The sequence below is a fragment of the Fluviibacter sp. genome, from assembly GCF_057744235.1.
In genome coordinates this window covers 1-17,458 of the sequence record NZ_JBIJFP010000018.1, presented here as the reverse complement: position 1 = coordinate 17,458, position 17,458 = coordinate 1, and the positions used below count along the sequence as shown (strand labels likewise).

Genomic DNA, 17,458 nt, shown 5'->3' with positions numbered 1-17,458 from the left:
CCCTGACCGATTCCTGTAAAGACGCGCTTAAACGGCGCGACGGACCATCATGTCCTTGATCTTGCCAATGGCCTTCGTCGGGTTCAACCCCTTCGGACAGACATCAACACAGTTCATGATGGTGTGGCAGCGGAACAGGCGGTACGGGTCGTCCAGATTATCCAGACGCTCGTTAGTGGCCTGATCGCGCGTATCGGCGATGAAGCGGTATGCCGCCAGCAGGCCGGCCGGGCCGACAAACTTATCCGGGTTCCACCAGAACGACGGGCAGGACGTCGAGCAGCAGGCGCATAGGATGCACTCGTACAGACCGTTCAGCTCTTCACGATCTTCCGGCGATTGCAGACGCTCGCGCTCTGGTGCCGGATCATTGTTAATCAGGTACGGCTTGATCGAGTGGTATTGCTTGAAGAACTGGGTCATGTCGACGATCAGATCGCGAATGACTGGCAGGCCTGGCAGCGGACGCAGCACAATCGGCTGCTTCAGGCTATCGACGTCGGTCAGACAGGCTAGACCGTTTTTGCCATTGATGTTCATGGCATCGGAGCCACACACACCTTCACGGCACGAACGACGGAAGGAGATCAGATCATCCTTGGCCTTCAGCTTGACCAGCGCGTCCAGCAACTTCTTGTCGCTAGGCTCGAGCTCGACCGAAATATCCTGCATGTAGGGCGCGTCGTCCTTATCCGGATCGTAGCGGTACACCTTGAAATGCACAGTACGCATAGTCATGTTTCTGTCCTCCGGATTAGTAAGTACGCGTCTTCAGCTCGACCGACGGTGCAGTCAGTGGCTTCAGCTGTACAGGCTTGTATTCGATGTGGTTGTCGCTACCGAACCACAGGGTGTGCTTGAGCCAGTTGGCGTCATCACGGCCGTTCGGATTGGCCGGGGTATCTGGTGCATCGTCACGCACGTGGGCACCGCGCGATTCCTTGCGGTTTTCTGCAGAAATCATGGTGGCCTTGGCAACTTCAATCAGGTTCTCAAGCTCTAGCGCTTCGACGCGGGCCATGTTGAAGACCTTGGATTTATCCTTGGTCGCCACATTCTTGACGCGTTCCGCCACTTCGAGAATTTCCTTGACACCCTTCTTCATGTCCTCACCGAAACGGAACACACCCGCATGGCTCTGCATCACGCGCTGCATGGCAGCGCGGACATCATGCATACTCTCGCCCGAAGTAGCCGAATCAATACGGTTAACACGGGTTAGCGAGGCCACGGCAGCGTTTTCCGGCAGCGGACGCATCGGCAGCTTGCCATCCTTCATGGCTTCGACCACCGATTCACCAGCCGACTTACCGAAAACCAGCAGATCGAGCAATGAGTTGGTACCCAGACGGTTGGCACCGTGCACGGAAGCACAGGCACACTCACCGGCAGCATAGAAACCCTGAACAGGTACGCTATGCTCACCGTTCTGAGGAATAACGACTTCACCACGGAAGTTGGTCGGAATACCACCCATCTGGTAGTGACAGGTCGGCACCACAGGGATCGGGGTCTGGATCGGGTCCACACCGGCAAACTCGATGGCGATTTCACGGATACCCGGCAGACGCTTCATGATGGTCTCGGGTGGCAAATGGGTGATATCGAGCAGGACGTAGTCCTTGTTCGTACCACAACCACGGCCTTCCTTGATTTCCGTGGCCATAGCACGCGACACCACGTCACGCGAAGCCAGATCCTTCAGGTTCGGGGCATAACGTTCCATAAAACGCTCGCCGTCGGCGTTACGGAGAATACCGCCCTCACCGCGTACACCTTCGGTGATCAGCACACCCGCACCGGCCACACCGGTCGGGTGGAACTGCCAGAACTCCATGTCTTCGAGCGGAATACCCGCACGAACGGCCATACCCAGGCCATCACCGGTATTGATGAAGGCGTTGGTCGACGAGGCGTAAATGCGACCCGCGCCGCCGGTTGCGAAGATCACGGCACGCGCGTGGAAAATCGAGATATCACCGGTTTCCATGTCCAGCGCAGTCACACCAACCACAGCACCCGAGTCATCACGGATCAGATCCAGCGCCATCCACTCCACGAAGAACTGGGTGTTGGCACGCACGTTACGCTGGTACATGGCATGCAGCATGGCGTGACCGGTACGGTCAGCCGCAGCGCACGAACGGTTGACCGGCTTTTCGCCAAAGTTCTGCGAGTGGCCGCCGAACGGACGCTGGTAAATCTTACCGTTGTCCAGACGGTCAAACGGCATACCGTAATGTTCGAGTTCGACGACACACTCGGTGGCCTTACGCACCATGAATTCGATGGCATCCTGGTCACCCAGCCAGTCCGAACCCTTGACGGTATCGTACATGTGCCACATCCAGTGGTCTTCATTCACATTACCCAGCGGGGCAGCAACACCACCCTGTGCCGCAACGGTGTGCGAACGGGTCGGGAACACTTTGGTCAGCACAGCGGTCTTCAGACCGGCTTCGGCCACCTGAAGGGCAGCGCGCAGGCCCGAACCACCGGCACCGACGATTACAACATCATACTTATGAACGGGGATGCTCATCTTTACAGGCTCCACAGAATCTTGCTGGCCCAACCGGCATAACCGATCAGAACGGCGATAGTCAGGACATGCATCGACAGACGAACGCCGGTCGGCTTGATGTAGTCCATCCACAGGTCACGGATACCAATCCATGCGTGGTAGAAGAGGCTCAGGAAGAACAGGAAGGTCACGAACTTCATGAAGCCGTTAGCGAACAGACCACGCCACGCATCAGCAGTAGCGGGCTGAACAACCACCAGTGCCACCAGGAAGATCACGGTATACACGGCCATCAGCACGGCGGTTGCGCGCTGGGCGATCCAGGTAGTGAGGCCGTAGTGGGCCCCGACAACGTTACGCTTCATTACCACAGCAGACACCCCCCAAGAATCACGGTCAGCGTGAGGCTGACAACCAGAACCAGACCAGCCGACTTACGAGCCGACGGCAGATCGATACCGATGTGCCAGTCAAGCAGCAGGAAGCGGATGCCGGCGCAGAAGTGGTGCAGATAGGCCCACAGCAGACCCAGCAGAACCAGCTTGCCGATCGGATTGGCCACAACGGCCTGGACGCTTTCGAAGCCGCCGTCACTCAAACTCCACTGGAACAAAGCGAGAATAAGCGGGAGGCACAGAAAAAGGCCAACGCCACTCACGCGATGCAGGATGGAGACTTTACCCGGGAGGGGCAAACGGATCGTTTTCAGATCCAGATTTTTTGGACGTTGCTTCTTCTTGATGGCTAACTCTGTCATGTGTTTTCCTTCTATCAAGACTACCTGGAACACCGGATTGTAGCCGAAGCCGTGGGCGATGGAATCCCCCTGACACGGGTTTCTTAAGCTTTTTTTAATCTCGGGATGGCCGGCACCTGTTCAGTGCAGCGCACCAAAATCGGCATGCCGCCACAACAACTAACCCAACTCATTGAAATAGTGATGGTTTACAGTGGAATACAGACCACGGCGCCATTCTGCCGGCCGGTCACCATAGGTAAACGCGGTACGCTCGACACTGAGCAACGGCGTGCCAACCGCCAGCCCTAGTAAATCGGCTGCCGTGGCATCAGCCGCCACCGCCCGGATTTTCTCCTCTGCCCGCACCATACGAACACCAAACAGCGTTTCAAAAAGAGTATAGAGGGAACGATCCGAAGCTTTTAACTGGTCGTAGGTAAGATTGGGAAACAGATCGGCCGGCAGGTAGATTTCATCCACCACCATCGTTTTACCATCCAGGCGCAAAATCCGGCGCAGCTGAATGACCGGGTCACCATAAGGAATCGATAGCGCCTTCGCCACTTCCTGTCCAGCACGCAGTGTCTGGCATTCCAGCGGCTCGCTGCGAGAACGCGGCACGCCACCTTCATCAGGCACCAGACGCAGAAAACGGAAAAAAGCACGAGGGTCGGCATGCGTGGCGACGAAGGTGCCTTTGCCCTGGCGCCGTACCAGCAGGTTTTCAGCGGCGAGTTCGTCAATGGCCCGACGCACTGTGCCCTGGCTCACTTCAAAACGGGCTGCCAGATCCATTTCGCTGGGAATCATCTCACCCGGTGCCCATTCCTTATCGGCAAGGGCTTGCACAATCAGATCCTGAATCTGGCGGTAAAGCGGTCGAAATGCAGGCACTGAGGCCGGCACGGAGGCATGTGTTGTCATAGATATCATTTCAGCACAGATTTGGTGGATTTGCGCATTGACAGCTTCACCCTGCCCTACTAACATCGAAAAGTTGTATCCACACTTATAAAATTTCCAGGAGTCTTCTATGTCCAAAGCACCAATGCGCGTCGCGGTGACTGGCGCCGCCGGTCAGATCGGTTATAGCCTGTTGTTCCGTATTGCTTCCGGCGAAATGCTGGGCAAGGATCAGCCCGTCATTCTCCAACTGCTGGATCTGCCGCAAGCCCAGAAGGCTGTGCAAGGCGTGATGATGGAGCTAGATGACTGCGCCTTCCCGCTGCTGGCCGGCATGATCGCAACGGACGATCCGAACGTGGCATTCAAAGATGCTGACGTTTGCCTGCTGGTCGGTGCCCGTCCGCGCGGACCGGGCATGGAACGTGCCGATCTGCTGCAAGCCAACGGTGCCATCTTCACCGTTCAGGGCGAAGCCATCGCCAAGAACGCCAAAGAAGACGTCAAGGTTCTGGTCGTAGGTAACCCCTGCAACACCAACGCCCTGATCGCTGCGGCTGCCGCCAAAAAGGTTGGCCGCACCAACCCGAACAACTACCACGGCATGCTGCGCCTGGACCACAACCGTGCGCTGACCCAGCTGGCTCAGAAGACCGGCCGTCCGGTCTCGTCGCTGAAGAAGCTGGTGGTGTGGGGTAACCACTCGCCGTCGATGTACGCCGACTACCGTTTCTGTACATCGAACGGTGACAGCGTCAAGGATCTGATCAACGATCACGCTTGGAACAATGACACGTTCCTGCCGGTTGTTGGCAAGCGCGGCGCTGCCATTATCGACGCCCGTGGCCTGTCGTCGGCTGCTTCAGCAGCTAACGCTGCCATCGATCACATCCGTGACTGGCACCTGGGCTCGGACGAATGGGTCACCATGGGTATCCCGGCACCGGCCGACAACGGCTACGGTATTCCGGAAGGCATCGTCTTCGGTTTCCCGTGCGAATGCAAAGGTGGCAAGTTCACCCTGATCAAGGGTCTGGAAGTCGACGAGTACTCGAAGGGTAAGATCGCGCTAACCCTGAAAGAACTGACTGACGAGAAGGAAGCCGTTGCTTCGATGCTGTAATCTGTTTTTCTGATTGCAACTCTAGAAAGGGTCACGCTTGCGTGGCCCTTTTGCTTTATCCTTGCACACTACATTGATAGCCGCTTAAACCTGATTAATGAGTCACCGATCATGACGCTAGCCACAACCAGTTCCACCCTGACCCCTGATGACGTTCTCTTTCCTGGCGAAAAACCTTTTCCCATGCTGCCGGCCGTCGACCACTACTGTGGGTCCGAAAAGCTGATGAAAAAAGCCATGGCGATCCAGAGCGAGATCGCAGCCGAATTCGGCCCGTTGGCGATGGACATCACCTGCGATTGCGAGGATGGAGCTGTGGCAGGGAATGAAAGGGATCACGCAGAGCTATGCGTGGCGATGATTAATTCGAATGACAATCAATTTGGGCGTGTCGGCGCTCGCATTCACGATGTAACCCACGACCACTGGCAGGACGATCTGGAGATTCTGGTCGGTGGTGCCGGTCATCGTCTGCCCTTTATTACACTGCCAAAGCCACGCGACATCCAAGACGTACGTCTATTTCTCAAGTCTTTGCGTGCCGTTGAACAACGACACGGGATCAAAACGCCGATTCCTGCGCACGTCCTGATCGAAACCCATGGCGCATTGCACGAGGTCTGGGATATCGCCGCGCTCGACGGTATCGAATCACTGGATTTTGGAGTCATGGATTTTGTTTCCAGCCATTTCGGGGCCATTCCGGGTAGCGCCATGAAGAGTCCAGGGCAGTTCGACCACCCACTGGTGCGTCGCGCCAAGCTAGAAATCACCAGTGCCGCACTCGGTCACGGCAAAGTGCCCACACACAACGTGACTACCGAACTTTCGGACTTGGAATACATTCGCCGGGATGCCGATCGTGCCCGCTTGGAATTTGGCTATCTGCGTATGTGGAGCATTCACCCGGTGCAGATCCGTCCCATCATCGAGGCGATGAGTCCGGACTTCTCCGAGGTCCAGGATGCCGCCGAAATCGTCAGCGCTGCTGCGGATGCTGACTGGGGGCCGATCCGCCACAATGGCAAACTGCAGGACCGGGCCGCCTACCGCTACTACTGGACCTTGCTCAAGCGCGCACGGAGCACCGGTGTGCCGCTGCCCACTAGCATTGCTGAACGCTTCTTCTCCGCCTGAATACCATGATGCAAGATACCGCTAAATCGACCGACATCGCCCTGATCGAATTCAAGGGCAGCACCCTGCCCGTGCTGGCCATTACATTACGCAGCCTGGACCCGAAAGAGCTGGCCGATGCCGGCAGCACCCTGTTTGGTGAAGGCGCTTTCTTTGATGATGATCTGGCCGTGCTGGATCTCAGCCAGCTCATTACCTGGCCGGAAACGGTTGAATGGTCACTGATTATTCAATTGCTCACCATCCATGGTCTGCGGATTCTCGGTGTCACCCGCGCCAATACCGATCTGACAGCCTCCGCAGCCGCTGCCGGCCTGCCTCTCCTGGCATTGAGCGCCGGGCGCACGGCAAAACCCGCAACCAGGTCCACAACGACACCGCAAACATCAACTTCCGATCCCGGCCTTGATAAAATTCCGGCCAGTCTGCGCAAGCCTGCAGCCCCAGCTGAGGCACCCAGCGTCACGGCACCGGCGGACACCCCTGCCGAAGAACTCATCCAGAATCCGGCCAACCTGATTATTGACCGCCCGTTGCGTTCAGGCCAACAGGTCTATGCCAAGGGGGGTGATCTGATCATCCTGGCGGCCGTCAACCCCGGTGCCGAAGTGATTGCCGACGGCAATATCCATGTTTATGCCCCACTGCGCGGCCGTGCCCTGGCCGGTGCGCGTGGTAATGCCGAAGCCCGCATTCTGACTACCGTCTTTGCGGCAGAGTTGGTCTCCATTGCCGGCATCTACCGGACCTTCGAAGATGGCGTACCGGCCAAACTGGCCAATCAACCCGTACAGGTACGCCTCGCCCAGGAACCGGCCGTCTCTGCCAGCACCGGGCTTAAATCCCGACTGGAGATAGACATTCTGCGGGTCGATTGAAGAAGCATCCTTCCAAACTCGCGCTTCAGCCGCCCCTATAGACGCGTTAATCAGCTAGAATTCTGAAAGTTTTTTATCATTCCGGGAGCAGACGTGACTCGCATTATTGTCGTAACTTCAGGTAAAGGCGGGGTTGGTAAAACCACGACCAGTGCTTCTTTTTCCAGCGGGCTGGCCATGCGTGGATTTAAAACGGCCGTCATCGACTTCGACGTTGGTCTGCGTAATCTCGATCTGATCATGGGCTGTGAGCGCCGCGTGGTTTACGATCTGGTCAACGTCATCTCGGGTGAAGCCACACTGAACCAGGCCCTGATCAAAGACAAGCATTGCGAAAACCTGTTCGTGCTGCCGGCATCGCAAACCCGAGACAAGGATGCGCTGACTGAAGAAGGCGTGGAAAAGGTGCTCAAGGATCTGGAGCACCTAGGCTTTGACTACATCATCTGTGATTCGCCTGCCGGTATCGAGCGTGGTGCCGTGATGGCCCTCACCTTCGCCGATGAAGCGATTATTGTTACCAATCCGGAAGTTTCATCCGTACGTGACTCGGATCGAATTCTCGGCATTCTGCAAGCCAAATCCAAGCGTGCACTGGCTGGCGGTGAACCCGTCAAAGAGCACCTGCTGGTAACCCGCTACTCGCCGAAGCGTGTGGAAGATGGCGAAATGCTTTCTTACAAGGATGTGCAGGAAATACTGCGCGTGCCTATCATCGGTGTGATCCCCGAATCCGAATCGGTACTGCATGCCTCAAACCAGGGTACGCCGGCGATTCATATCGAGCAATCGGAAGTGGCCGAAGCCTACAAAGACGTCATCGCCCGTTTCCTGGGTGAAGACGCGCCGCTGCGTTTCGTAAGCTACGAAAAGCCGGGTCTGTTCAAGCGTCTGTTCGGAGGCTAAGCGATGTCGTTGCTCTCCCTGATTTTCGGATCCAAACCCAAAACTGCCAGCATGGCCAAAGAGCGTTTACAGCTGATCATCGCACGCGAGCGTGTGGACGACGGCAAACCGGCAGCAGATTTTCTGCCGGCCATGCAGCAGGAGCTCGTTGCCGTGATCTCGAAGTACGTCCACGTCAATGCCGACGACATCAAGGTGTCGATGGAAAAGAAAGGCAATTACGAGGTTCTGGAAGTGAACATCGTCCTGCCCGAGCAGAATTGAAGCCTCGTTCAATTTTCAATCGGCATTAGTGAAACAGGACCCTTCGGGTCCTGTTTCTTTTGATGAGCCACATTTGACTGGCCCATTGGGTTTTACGATTTACGCAAGAATCTCTGCAATATCATCGGCCATTTTGAGTTCACGCTCAAACTGCTGCCATTCGATACCCAGCGCATCACGTGCAGATACCATCCCCACCGGCCGTCCCTGATCAATCACTGGCACATGACGGAATCCGTGCTGATGCATGAGATGGAGTGCATGCGACAATGGCTTGTTAGCATCGAGTCCAACGACATCCGCGGTCATGACAGATTGTAGAGAAGTATCCGCTGGACTGAGGCCTGCGGCCACAACCCGGTACATCACATCACGCTCGGTAAATATCCCAATAAGTTTTCCCTGAGATTCAATCAGGACTGAACCAACACCCTTTTCACGCATTGCTTTTGCCGCATTCAGTACGCTCATTTCGGGCCCTGCGATGACCAGAGGACGTTGACTGACAATAGCCTTGAGTTTTCTGTTTGGCATGACTGACTCCTAAATTTGGTGTTCCAGTCTTCCTTAATTTTTTGTCCTGGACAAGCTGCGGTGCAACAAGCGGGTCTAGGACCACTGCCCTGTCAGTACTTTTTCAGCCCATAATAGGGCCGTTAGCGTCTTGCCATCCGTAATTTCGCCAATACGAATAGCATCCATGGCCTCTGGCAAGCTCAACTCAATCAACTCCAGAAACTCGCCTTCGTCGAGATTATTCGTACCCAGCGCAGTCAGCTCATCGGCCAGGTAAATTTCAATTTTTTCATTAGCGTAACCTATAGTGGGGTGCATGGTTCCCAGGTGGCGCCAGTGTTTTGCGGTGTGGCCCGTTTCTTCCCGCAATTCCCGCTGTGCGGTTCTTAGAGGTTCCTCATTCGGATCAATCTTGCCGGCTGGTAGCTCCAGCATGACACGCCCAACTGGGTAACGGTATTGACGTTCGAAGATCAAACGGCCATCCGGAAGAACGGGGATGATCACAACAGCACCGGGATGCACGATGTATTCACGAACACCTTCCGTACCATCTGGTAGATGCACGCGGTCGCGGCGTACATCAAGCAACTTGCCACGCCAGACATGCTGGCTCTCGATGCAGCTTTCAATCAGATGTTGATCCTGGGTAGGATGATTCATTCATGTCTCCTCAATGCAAAACGCCCCGAAGAATCGGGGCGCTTTCGAATCACGTCTTGATGTGAACCTACAGCGAACGCAGCAGCGAGAAAGCACACAGCGACATGATGGTCTGCGGAAACAGACCGAACAGCGCAATAGCCAGGCCGTTAGCCGACAGCAGGACACGCATATCCATCGGAGCTTCGATCGGTGTTTCATCGATCGGTTCATCAAAGTACATCACTTTGACTAGGCGCAGGTAATAAAACGCACCGATCAGCGACATCAGCACAGCGTAGATCGCCAGGCCAATCTGACCCGAAGCCACAACAGCCTGTAGGATCGAGAATTTGGCAAAGAAGCCGATGAAGAACGGCACACCCGCCATCGAGAACATGATCATCATCATGACAGCGGCAAACCAGGGGTTACGTTTATTGAGGCCTTTGAAATCATCCAGACGATCAGCTTCGAAACCAGCACGAGACAGCAGGATGATCACACCGAAGGCTGCGACACTCATCATGACGTAGGACACGACATAGAACATCGAGGAACTGTAGGCATTGAGCGCAAAACGCGCGTCACCGCCAACGACGCCAACCACGATACCGAGCAGCACAAAGCCCATGTGTGAAATGGTGGAGTACGCCAGCATGCGCTTGATATTGGTTTGCGGAATTGCTGCCAGGTTACCCACGGCCAGCGACAAGACTGCAAGAATCAGCAGCATACCTTGCCAATCCGGTGCCAGCAGCAACAGGCCCGACACCAGCAGACGCATGGTTATGGCAAAGGCGGCCAGCTTCGGCGCACCACCGATCAGCATGGTGATGGCCGTCGGCGCACCTTGATAGACGTCCGGCACCCACATGTGGAAGGGTACAACGCCCAGCTTGAAGGCCAGACCAGAAACAATAAAGACCAGACCGAAAATCAGCACGGTCGGATTAGCGGCATTGGCCACCAGTGCATCCGAAATTTCCGGAATGCTCAGCGTGCCGGTGGCGCCATAAATCATCGACATGCCATACAGCAGTAGACCCGATGCCAGAGCACCAAGGATAAAGTACTTCATCGCGGCTTCCGTCGAAGCCACACTGTCGCGGTTCATAGCAACCAGCGCGTACACCGACAGTGAGAGCAGTTCGATACCCAGATAAATGGTTAACAGATGGTTTGCGGAGATCATCACCATCATGCCCAGCGTTGCAAACAGTACGAGGACGTAAAACTCGCCACGACGTAGATCCGGACGCTGCAACACATATGGCCGGGCATAGAACAAGGTGACAATCACGGTCAGATAGAGCACCAGTTTGAGCAAATCGCCCATAAGGTCATCAACGTACAGGCCGTTAAAGGCGTAGACCACTTCACCGGTACTGGTGAACAGGGTCAGCACGGCGGCACCCACCAGGGTGAGTAGGCTCATGACGAATGTGGGTGTCTGAGCCGCATCCTTGACGAAAAATGTCATCAGGAGAATCAGACAGCCCATGGCCAGAACCAGGATTTCCGGGCTGGCTGTGATGAGATCGAGCACGTAGGGATTCATATCGTCAGGTTCCGTTACTGGAGTTTGCTGATGGCCACATGACGCAGCAGGTCATTCACCGAGGTATGCATGATGTGAGTCACCGGCTCCGGCCAGATCCCCATTGCAAGAACAAAGAAAGCCAGGATGACGAGGATGAATAGCTCACGCTTGTTCACATCAACCAGCTCTTCCACATGGTGATTGGTAATCGGCCCGAAAATCACGCGCTTGTACATCCATAGCGTATAGGCAGCACCGACGATCATGGTGGTTGCCGCAATGGCAGCCACCCAGAAGTTCACTTGAACAGCACCCAGAATCACCATGAATTCACCAACAAAGCCGGAGGTGGCCGGTAAACCAGCGTTGGCCATGGCGAACAGCATCATGAACGCGGCGTAGATCGGCATCTTGTAGACGATACCGCCACAGTCGGCGATCAGGTGGGTGTGCATGCGGTCATAGATAATGCCGATACAGAAGAACATCGCGCCAGCTACGAAACCGTGCGAGATCATCTGAACAATGGCACCTTCCACGGCCAGCGGCGTGAACAGGAAGAAGCCCAGGGTCACAAAACCCATGTGGGCAATCGACGAATAGGCCACCAGACGCTTCATGTCGGCCTGAACCAGCGCAACGAAACCGATATAGACCACAGCGATCAGCGACAACGTGATCATCAGCCAGGAGAGTTCATGCGACGCATCCGGCAGAATCGGCAGCGAGAAACGCAGGAACCCGTAAGCACCCAGCTTCAGGGCAATGGCGGCCAGCACGATCGAACCACCAGTCGGTGCTTCCGGGTGAGCATCGGGCAACCAGGTATGCACCGGCCACATCGGCACCTTAACGGCAAAGGCAATCAGGAAAGCCATGAAGATGGCAATCTGCGGACCCATCGGAATCGGCATCTGATGCCAATCCAGGATCGAGAAGCTGCCGCCCGAGTAAATGAACAGGTACAGCTGAGCCACCAGGAACAGCAGCGAACCCAGCAGCGTATAGAGGAAGAACTTGATCGCGGCGTAAACGCGGTTGTGACCACCCCAGATACCAATGATCAGATACATCGGAATCAGCGAGGCTTCGAAGAAGACATAGAACAGAATGCCGTCCAGCGCACAGAAGATACCGTTAAACAGACCGGACATGATCAGGAAGGCCGCGTTGTACTGGGCGACCTTGAACTTGATGACCTGCCAGCCAGCCAGCACGACGATCAGGGTGATGAAGCTGTTCAGGATGATGAACGGCATCGAAATGCCATCCACGCCCAGATGGTAGTTAATATTGAATCGGGGAATCCATGGCGCTAGTTCCACAAACTGCATCACCGTCGCTTGAGTATCAAACTTGGTGTACAGCGGGAAGGTGATCAGGAAACCCGCCAGAGCACCGATCAGAGCAAGAAGACGCGACAGGCCAGGATTGCTGTCACGACCGATTGCCAGAATCAGCAAACCGGCCATGATCGGAATCCAGATGGCAAGCGAGAGTAGCGGGTAACCAGACATAGTCATTTCCAGAAAAAGCAGGCGCGCAGGTGAGTCGTTCTAATATGGAATCAGGTCGTGAAGAACCACAGTGTCAGCAATGCGAATACACCGATGATCATGGTGAAGGCATACTGATACAGGTAACCGGTCTGGAAGTGGCGGACAATGCCCGCGACCACGCCGACCAGCTTGGCGGAACCATTCACGAAGAAACCGTCAATCAGGGTGGCTTCACCGAAACGGTTCAGGAAGCCGCCGATCTTGCGGGCACCGCCGGCAAAGACCGCCATATTGAAGGCATCAAAGTAGTATTTATTGTCCATCAGGTTGTAGAGACCGCTGAACTTCTTAGCCAGCGCAGCCGGAATCGAAGGCTTGACCATGTAGAAGTAGAAAGTCACGACCAGACCTGCAACCATCAGCCAGAATGGCAGCGTTTGCAAGGAATGTAGTGCCATACCCAGCGGGCCATGGAACTCTTCCTTCATGTCGGCCATGACCGGAATAGCCTTGTTGCCATAAATCACGCCGTCAAAAAAACTACCGTACAGCATCGGATCAATGGCGTAGTAGCCAATGATGACCGACGGAATCGCCAGCATAATCAATGGGAATGTCACTACCCAAGGTGATTCGTGGGGTTTATCACCCGGCTGCAGGCCGTGGTGGTGCTCATGATCGTCATGTGCATCATGATGGTCATCGTGGTGATCATCATGGCTCTGGGCATGAGCCGCAGCCACATGCTCGGCATCGTTCCAGCGCTCACGACCATGGAAGACGATAAAGTATGAACGGAACGTATAGTAAGTCGTTACAAACACACTTGCCGTAACAGCAAACAGTGCATAACCCGAGCCCGGGAGATTCGAGAAATGTACCGCTTCGATAATCGAATCTTTGGAGTAGAAGCCGGCGAAGAACGGAAACGCGATCAGTGACAGCGAACCAATCAGCGTGGTGATCCAGGTGATCGGCATGTATTTCCACAGACCACCCATATTACGGATGTCCTGGTCGTGATGCATACCGATAATGACCGAACCCGCTCCGAGGAACAGCAGGGCCTTGAAGAAGGCATGTGTCATCAGGTGGAAAATGGCAATCGGGTAAGCCGCGACACCGAGGGCAACAGTCATATAACCAAGCTGTGAAAGCGTCGAGTAGGCGACGATACGCTTGATGTCATTCTGGATCATGCCCAGGAAACCCATGAACAGTGCCGTCGTAGCACCGATCACCAGCACGAACGACAATGCCGTTGGCGACAGATTAAACAGCGGCGAACAACGAGCCACCATAAAGATACCGGCCGTCACCATGGTGGCAGCGTGGATCAGTGCGGAGATCGGGGTCGGGCCTTCCATCGAATCCGGCAGCCAGACATGCAGCGGTACCTGAGCCGACTTACCCATGGCGCCGATAAACAGGCAGATACAGGTCACAGTCATCAGTGACCATTCTGCACTACCCCACAGGTTGACCGTTTTGTCAGCCAGCGACGGTGCAGCCTTGAAGACTTCCGCGTAATCCAGCGTACCGAAGTAGGTCAGCACCAGGCCGATACCCAGAATGAAACCGAAGTCACCCACGCGGTTAACGAGGAATGCCTTCAGGTTCGCGAAAATAGCCGTGTCACGGTTCATGTAGAAACCGATCAGCAGATACGACACCAGACCCACGGCTTCCCAACCGAAGAACAGCTGCAGGAAGTTGTTGCTCATCACCAGCATGAGCATCGAGAAGGTAAACAGGCTGATGTACGAGAAGAAACGACGGAAACCGTCATCATCTGCCATATAGCCGATGGTGTAGATGTGTACGAGCAGAGAGACCGAAGTCACCACACACATCATCATGGCTGTCAGCGTATCGATCTGAAAACCGACGCTGAACGTGAAATCACCACTGGTCGCCCAAGTGTAGAGATTGCCGTAGAAGGTATGGCCCGCCAGGACGTCCTGCATCACCAGCAGAGAAGCCACCAGAGAAATGGCAACCCCCAGAATGGTGACCCCGGCCGAGAACCAGCGGGGTGCAACACGACAGGTAAAACCGGCCAGGGCAGCACCGACCAGCGGTGCCAGAGGAACAGTGAGGTAAAGGGATTTCATGTCCATGAGACGATTCCTGCTTAGCCCTTCATACGGTCAAGATCATCCACGTGGATCGTGGACAGATTGCGGAACAGCACTACCAGAATAGCCAGACCGATCGCCGATTCAGCAGCGGCCACGGCCAGGATAAAGAACACGAACACCTGCCCGTTCAGATCCTGGAGGAAATGAGAGAAGGCAATGAAGTTGGTGTTGACGGCAAGCAGCATCAGTTCGATGGCCATCAGCAGGATGATCAGATTTTTCCGGTTAAGGAACAGGCCGATCACGCTGATGCCGAAAAGCACAGCAGCCAGGACGAGGAAATGTGAGAGGGTCAGCAAGGCAGTCTCCGGTTCTAGCTCGGTCTGGGGTTACTGCGTTGCGCCGTCACCGGATTCCGGTGCAGGTGCAGCAGGTTGAGGTTTAACAGCATCCATCTTGACCACGCGCAGACGGTCGGCAGCCTTGACGGCAACCTGGTCAGCAATAACCTGCTTCTTCGAGTCCTTACGGCCACGGAAGGTCAGGATGATGGCGGCAATAATGGCAACCAGCAGGATGGCAGCAGCCACCTGATCCGGATAGGTGTACTGGGTGTAGAGCAGCAGGCCCAGATCCTTGGTGTTCGATGAATCCGCCAGTTCCGGCGGCAGTGGTGTATCAAACACCTGGAAATACTGGCCACCCAGCACGATGCTCATTTCCAGAATCATCAGAATGCCGATCAGGGAACCGAGCGGCAGATAGCTCCAGAAGCCCTGACGCATGCGGTCAAAGTTGATATCGAGCATCATGACCACAAAAAGGAAGAGCACCATGACCGCACCCACGTAGACCAGAATCAGCACAATGGCCAGAAACTCGGCCTGGGCTAGCATCCACACCGCACCCGCGGTGAAGAAGCTGAGGACCAGAAACATGGCGGCAACCACCGGGTTACGTGCCGTAATCACGGCAAGGCCGGAGCCCACCAGAATGGCCGACAGCACGTAGAAGAAGATCAGTTTGAATTCCATCTGTGATCCTTAGCGGTAAGGTGCATCGCCAGCACGATCTGCGGCGATCTGAGGTTCGTAGCGATCCCCATTGGCCAGCAGCATCTGCTTGGTGTAGTACAGGTCACCACGGGCTTCGCCGTGATATTCGAAAACACGGGTCTCAACAATGGCGTCAACCGGGCAGGCTTCTTCACAGAAACCGCAGAAAATGCACTTGGTCAGATCAATGTCATAACGTGTTGTACGACGACTGCCGTCATCACGCTGATCCGACTCGATGGTAATAGCCATGGCCGGACAAATGGCTTCGCAAAGCTTACAGGCAATGCAACGCTCTTCCCCGTTGGGGTAGCGACGTAAGGCATGCAGACCGCGGAAACGGCGGCTTTGTGGCGTTTTCTCTTCCGGGTACTGAACCGTGATTTTCGGCTGGAAAAAATACCAGCCGGTGACGCTCAGACCCTTGCGGAGCTCTTTGAGGAACAGGCTATTAACAACCTGTTTGCTCTTGATGACGAATTCGCTAATGGCACCCATGATCTTAGTTCCAGATATTGAGCGGAGAAATCAACCAGACGCCAACGACGACCAGCCAGATGATTGTCAGGGGGATAAACACCTTCCAGCCCAGACGCATGATCTGATCATAACGGTAGCGCGGGAATGTGGCACGGAACCACAGGAAAAGGAACAGCAGCGCCGAAGCCTTCAGTGCCAACCAGAAAAAACCGTCGGGGAGGAAGCCGACCGGTGACAGCCAGCCACCCAGGAACATGATCGCAGTCAGGAAAGCAATCAGAATCATGTTGGCATATTCGGCCAGGAAGAACAGCGCAAATGCCATACCCGAATAATCCACGTGGAAACCGGCGACAATTTCCGACTCACCTTCGGCCACGTCAAACGGAGCCCGGTTTGTTTCTGCCACACCGGAAATGAAGTACACGAGGAACATCGGAAACAGCGGAATCCAGTTCCAGGAAAGCGCACCCACACCGTAGTCAGCGAACAAACCCTTGGCCTGGCCATTCACGATATCTGACAGATTCAAGCTCTGCGACACCATCAGTACACAGACCAAGGCAAAACCCATGGCGATTTCATAAGAAACCATCTGGGCCGCACAGCGCATGGCACCGAGAAATGCATACTTGGAGTTCGACGACCAGCCGGCGAGGATGACACCATAAATACCCACCGAAGACAGCGCCAGCACAAACAGCAAGCCGGCATCGATATCCGCCAGCACCAGACCATCGGCAAACGGAATCACCGCCCATGCCACCAGTGCCGGTGCGATCGACAGCACCGGTGCCAGAATGAACAGGCCTTTACTGGCCACCGTCGGCACGATGCTTTCTTTAAGCAGGAGTTTCAAACCATCGGCGATCGGCTGCAGCAAGCCCCACGGACCGACACGGTTCGGGCCGATACGGATCTGCATGTAACCGATGACCTTACGTTCGAAGTACGTCAGGTAAGCTACCGCCAGCAGCAGCGGCGCAACGATGCAGACAATCTTGACGACCGACCAGATGAGTGGCCAGGCTGCCCCGAAAAGATTTTGACCAACTTGAATCAGGGCATCCATCAGACACACTCCACAACGATCATGTCATTCAAGGCACCGATGGTCGCTGTCGACGGATGCGCCGCAGCGATGCGGACGCAACCATCCGGCACGGTG

Annotated in this window: 19 protein-coding genes; 5 read left to right on the top strand and 14 right to left on the bottom strand. The window is 55.3% G+C overall.

All coding sequences use genetic code 11. The features are described 5' to 3' along the window. Positions 1–27: 27 nt before the first annotated feature. The 5 genes from AC3GOJ_RS08540 to AC3GOJ_RS08520 all read right to left on the bottom strand — a co-directional run bounded on the left by AC3GOJ_RS08540 (position 28) and on the right by AC3GOJ_RS08520 (position 4,169). The gene (locus AC3GOJ_RS08540) at positions 28–738 is read right to left on the bottom strand and encodes a succinate dehydrogenase iron-sulfur subunit (protein WP_448360068.1); all 711 of its coding nucleotides are present in this window, start codon (positions 736–738) and stop codon (positions 28–30) included. Between the two features lie 16 nt (positions 739–754). Next, positions 755–2,542 (bottom strand): succinate dehydrogenase flavoprotein subunit, encoded by a 1,788-nt coding sequence (gene sdhA, locus AC3GOJ_RS08535; RefSeq protein WP_488237040.1) that lies wholly within the window; start codon positions 2,540–2,542, stop codon positions 755–757. A 2-nt stretch (positions 2,543–2,544) separates the two neighbouring features. After that, the gene (gene sdhD / locus AC3GOJ_RS08530; protein WP_488237039.1) at positions 2,545–2,889 is read right to left on the bottom strand and encodes a succinate dehydrogenase, hydrophobic membrane anchor protein; all 345 of its coding nucleotides are present in this window, start codon (positions 2,887–2,889) and stop codon (positions 2,545–2,547) included. After that, positions 2,889–3,281 carry a succinate dehydrogenase, cytochrome b556 subunit gene (sdhC, locus tag AC3GOJ_RS08525; RefSeq protein ID WP_488237038.1) on the bottom strand — a complete coding sequence of 131 codons (393 nt, stop codon included), beginning with the start codon at positions 3,279–3,281 and terminating at the stop codon, positions 2,889–2,891. The genes sdhD and sdhC overlap by 1 nt, the downstream gene beginning before the upstream one ends. 159 nt (positions 3,282–3,440) lie before the next feature. After that, on the bottom strand, positions 3,441–4,169 hold the full coding sequence (locus AC3GOJ_RS08520) for a GntR family transcriptional regulator (RefSeq protein WP_488237052.1): 729 nt from the start codon (positions 4,167–4,169) through the stop codon (positions 3,441–3,443). A gap of 127 nt (positions 4,170–4,296) precedes the next feature. On the opposite strand from AC3GOJ_RS08520, the gene AC3GOJ_RS08515 reads away from it, so the two are divergent. The 5 genes from AC3GOJ_RS08515 (at position 4,297) to minE (ending at position 8,474) form a co-directional block, all read left to right on the top strand. Beyond that, a complete protein-coding gene (locus AC3GOJ_RS08515) occupies positions 4,297–5,289 on the top strand; it encodes a malate dehydrogenase (RefSeq protein WP_488237037.1) in 993 nt (330 codons plus the stop codon). Positions 5,290–5,400: 111 nt separating this feature from the next. Further along, positions 5,401–6,426, top strand: coding sequence for an HpcH/HpaI aldolase/citrate lyase family protein (locus tag AC3GOJ_RS08510; protein WP_488237036.1), 1,026 nt, complete (start codon positions 5,401–5,403; stop codon positions 6,424–6,426). Positions 6,427–6,431: 5 nt separating this feature from the next. Then, a complete protein-coding gene (gene minC, locus AC3GOJ_RS08505) occupies positions 6,432–7,304 on the top strand; it encodes a septum site-determining protein MinC (RefSeq protein WP_488237035.1) in 873 nt (290 codons plus the stop codon). Positions 7,305–7,397: 93 nt separating this feature from the next. Further along, positions 7,398–8,210: a septum site-determining protein MinD gene (minD, locus tag AC3GOJ_RS08500; RefSeq protein ID WP_488237034.1), complete on the top strand. Its 813-nt coding sequence runs from the start codon at positions 7,398–7,400 to the stop codon at positions 8,208–8,210. A 3-nt stretch (positions 8,211–8,213) separates the two neighbouring features. Beyond that, positions 8,214–8,474 (top strand): cell division topological specificity factor MinE, encoded by a 261-nt coding sequence (gene minE / locus AC3GOJ_RS08495; RefSeq protein ID WP_488237033.1) that lies wholly within the window; start codon positions 8,214–8,216, stop codon positions 8,472–8,474. Between the two features lie 99 nt (positions 8,475–8,573). Here minE and AC3GOJ_RS08490 read toward each other — a convergent pair whose 3' ends face one another. From AC3GOJ_RS08490 to nuoH, 9 genes are all read right to left on the bottom strand, one after another. After that, positions 8,574–9,008 (bottom strand): CBS domain-containing protein, encoded by a 435-nt coding sequence (locus AC3GOJ_RS08490; protein ID WP_488237032.1) that lies wholly within the window; start codon positions 9,006–9,008, stop codon positions 8,574–8,576. 75 nt (positions 9,009–9,083) lie between these two features. Next, positions 9,084–9,653: an NUDIX domain-containing protein gene (locus AC3GOJ_RS08485; RefSeq protein ID WP_488237031.1), complete on the bottom strand. Its 570-nt coding sequence runs from the start codon at positions 9,651–9,653 to the stop codon at positions 9,084–9,086. Positions 9,654–9,720: 67 nt separating this feature from the next. Continuing rightward, positions 9,721–11,193: an NADH-quinone oxidoreductase subunit NuoN gene (gene nuoN, locus AC3GOJ_RS08480; protein WP_488237030.1), complete on the bottom strand. Its 1,473-nt coding sequence runs from the start codon at positions 11,191–11,193 to the stop codon at positions 9,721–9,723. Positions 11,194–11,207: 14 nt separating this feature from the next. Beyond that, positions 11,208–12,692: an NADH-quinone oxidoreductase subunit M gene (locus tag AC3GOJ_RS08475; protein ID WP_488237029.1), complete on the bottom strand. Its 1,485-nt coding sequence runs from the start codon at positions 12,690–12,692 to the stop codon at positions 11,208–11,210. Positions 12,693–12,742: 50 nt separating this feature from the next. Then, complete coding sequence (gene nuoL / locus AC3GOJ_RS08470) at positions 12,743–14,794, bottom strand: NADH-quinone oxidoreductase subunit L (RefSeq protein ID WP_488237028.1); 2,052 nt, start codon at positions 14,792–14,794, stop codon at positions 12,743–12,745. A gap of 14 nt (positions 14,795–14,808) precedes the next feature. Next, positions 14,809–15,114: an NADH-quinone oxidoreductase subunit NuoK gene (gene nuoK, locus AC3GOJ_RS08465; protein WP_162050266.1), complete on the bottom strand. Its 306-nt coding sequence runs from the start codon at positions 15,112–15,114 to the stop codon at positions 14,809–14,811. 30 nt (positions 15,115–15,144) lie between these two features. Next, positions 15,145–15,789 carry an NADH-quinone oxidoreductase subunit J gene (locus tag AC3GOJ_RS08460; protein WP_488237027.1) on the bottom strand — a complete coding sequence of 215 codons (645 nt, stop codon included), beginning with the start codon at positions 15,787–15,789 and terminating at the stop codon, positions 15,145–15,147. Positions 15,790–15,798: 9 nt separating this feature from the next. Next, entirely contained in the window at positions 15,799–16,308 is a 510-nt protein-coding gene (gene nuoI, locus AC3GOJ_RS08455) for an NADH-quinone oxidoreductase subunit NuoI (protein WP_488237026.1), read from the bottom strand. A 4-nt stretch (positions 16,309–16,312) separates the two neighbouring features. Continuing rightward, the gene (gene nuoH, locus AC3GOJ_RS08450) at positions 16,313–17,362 is read right to left on the bottom strand and encodes an NADH-quinone oxidoreductase subunit NuoH (protein WP_488237025.1); all 1,050 of its coding nucleotides are present in this window, start codon (positions 17,360–17,362) and stop codon (positions 16,313–16,315) included. Positions 17,363–17,458: the final 96 nt, after the last annotated feature.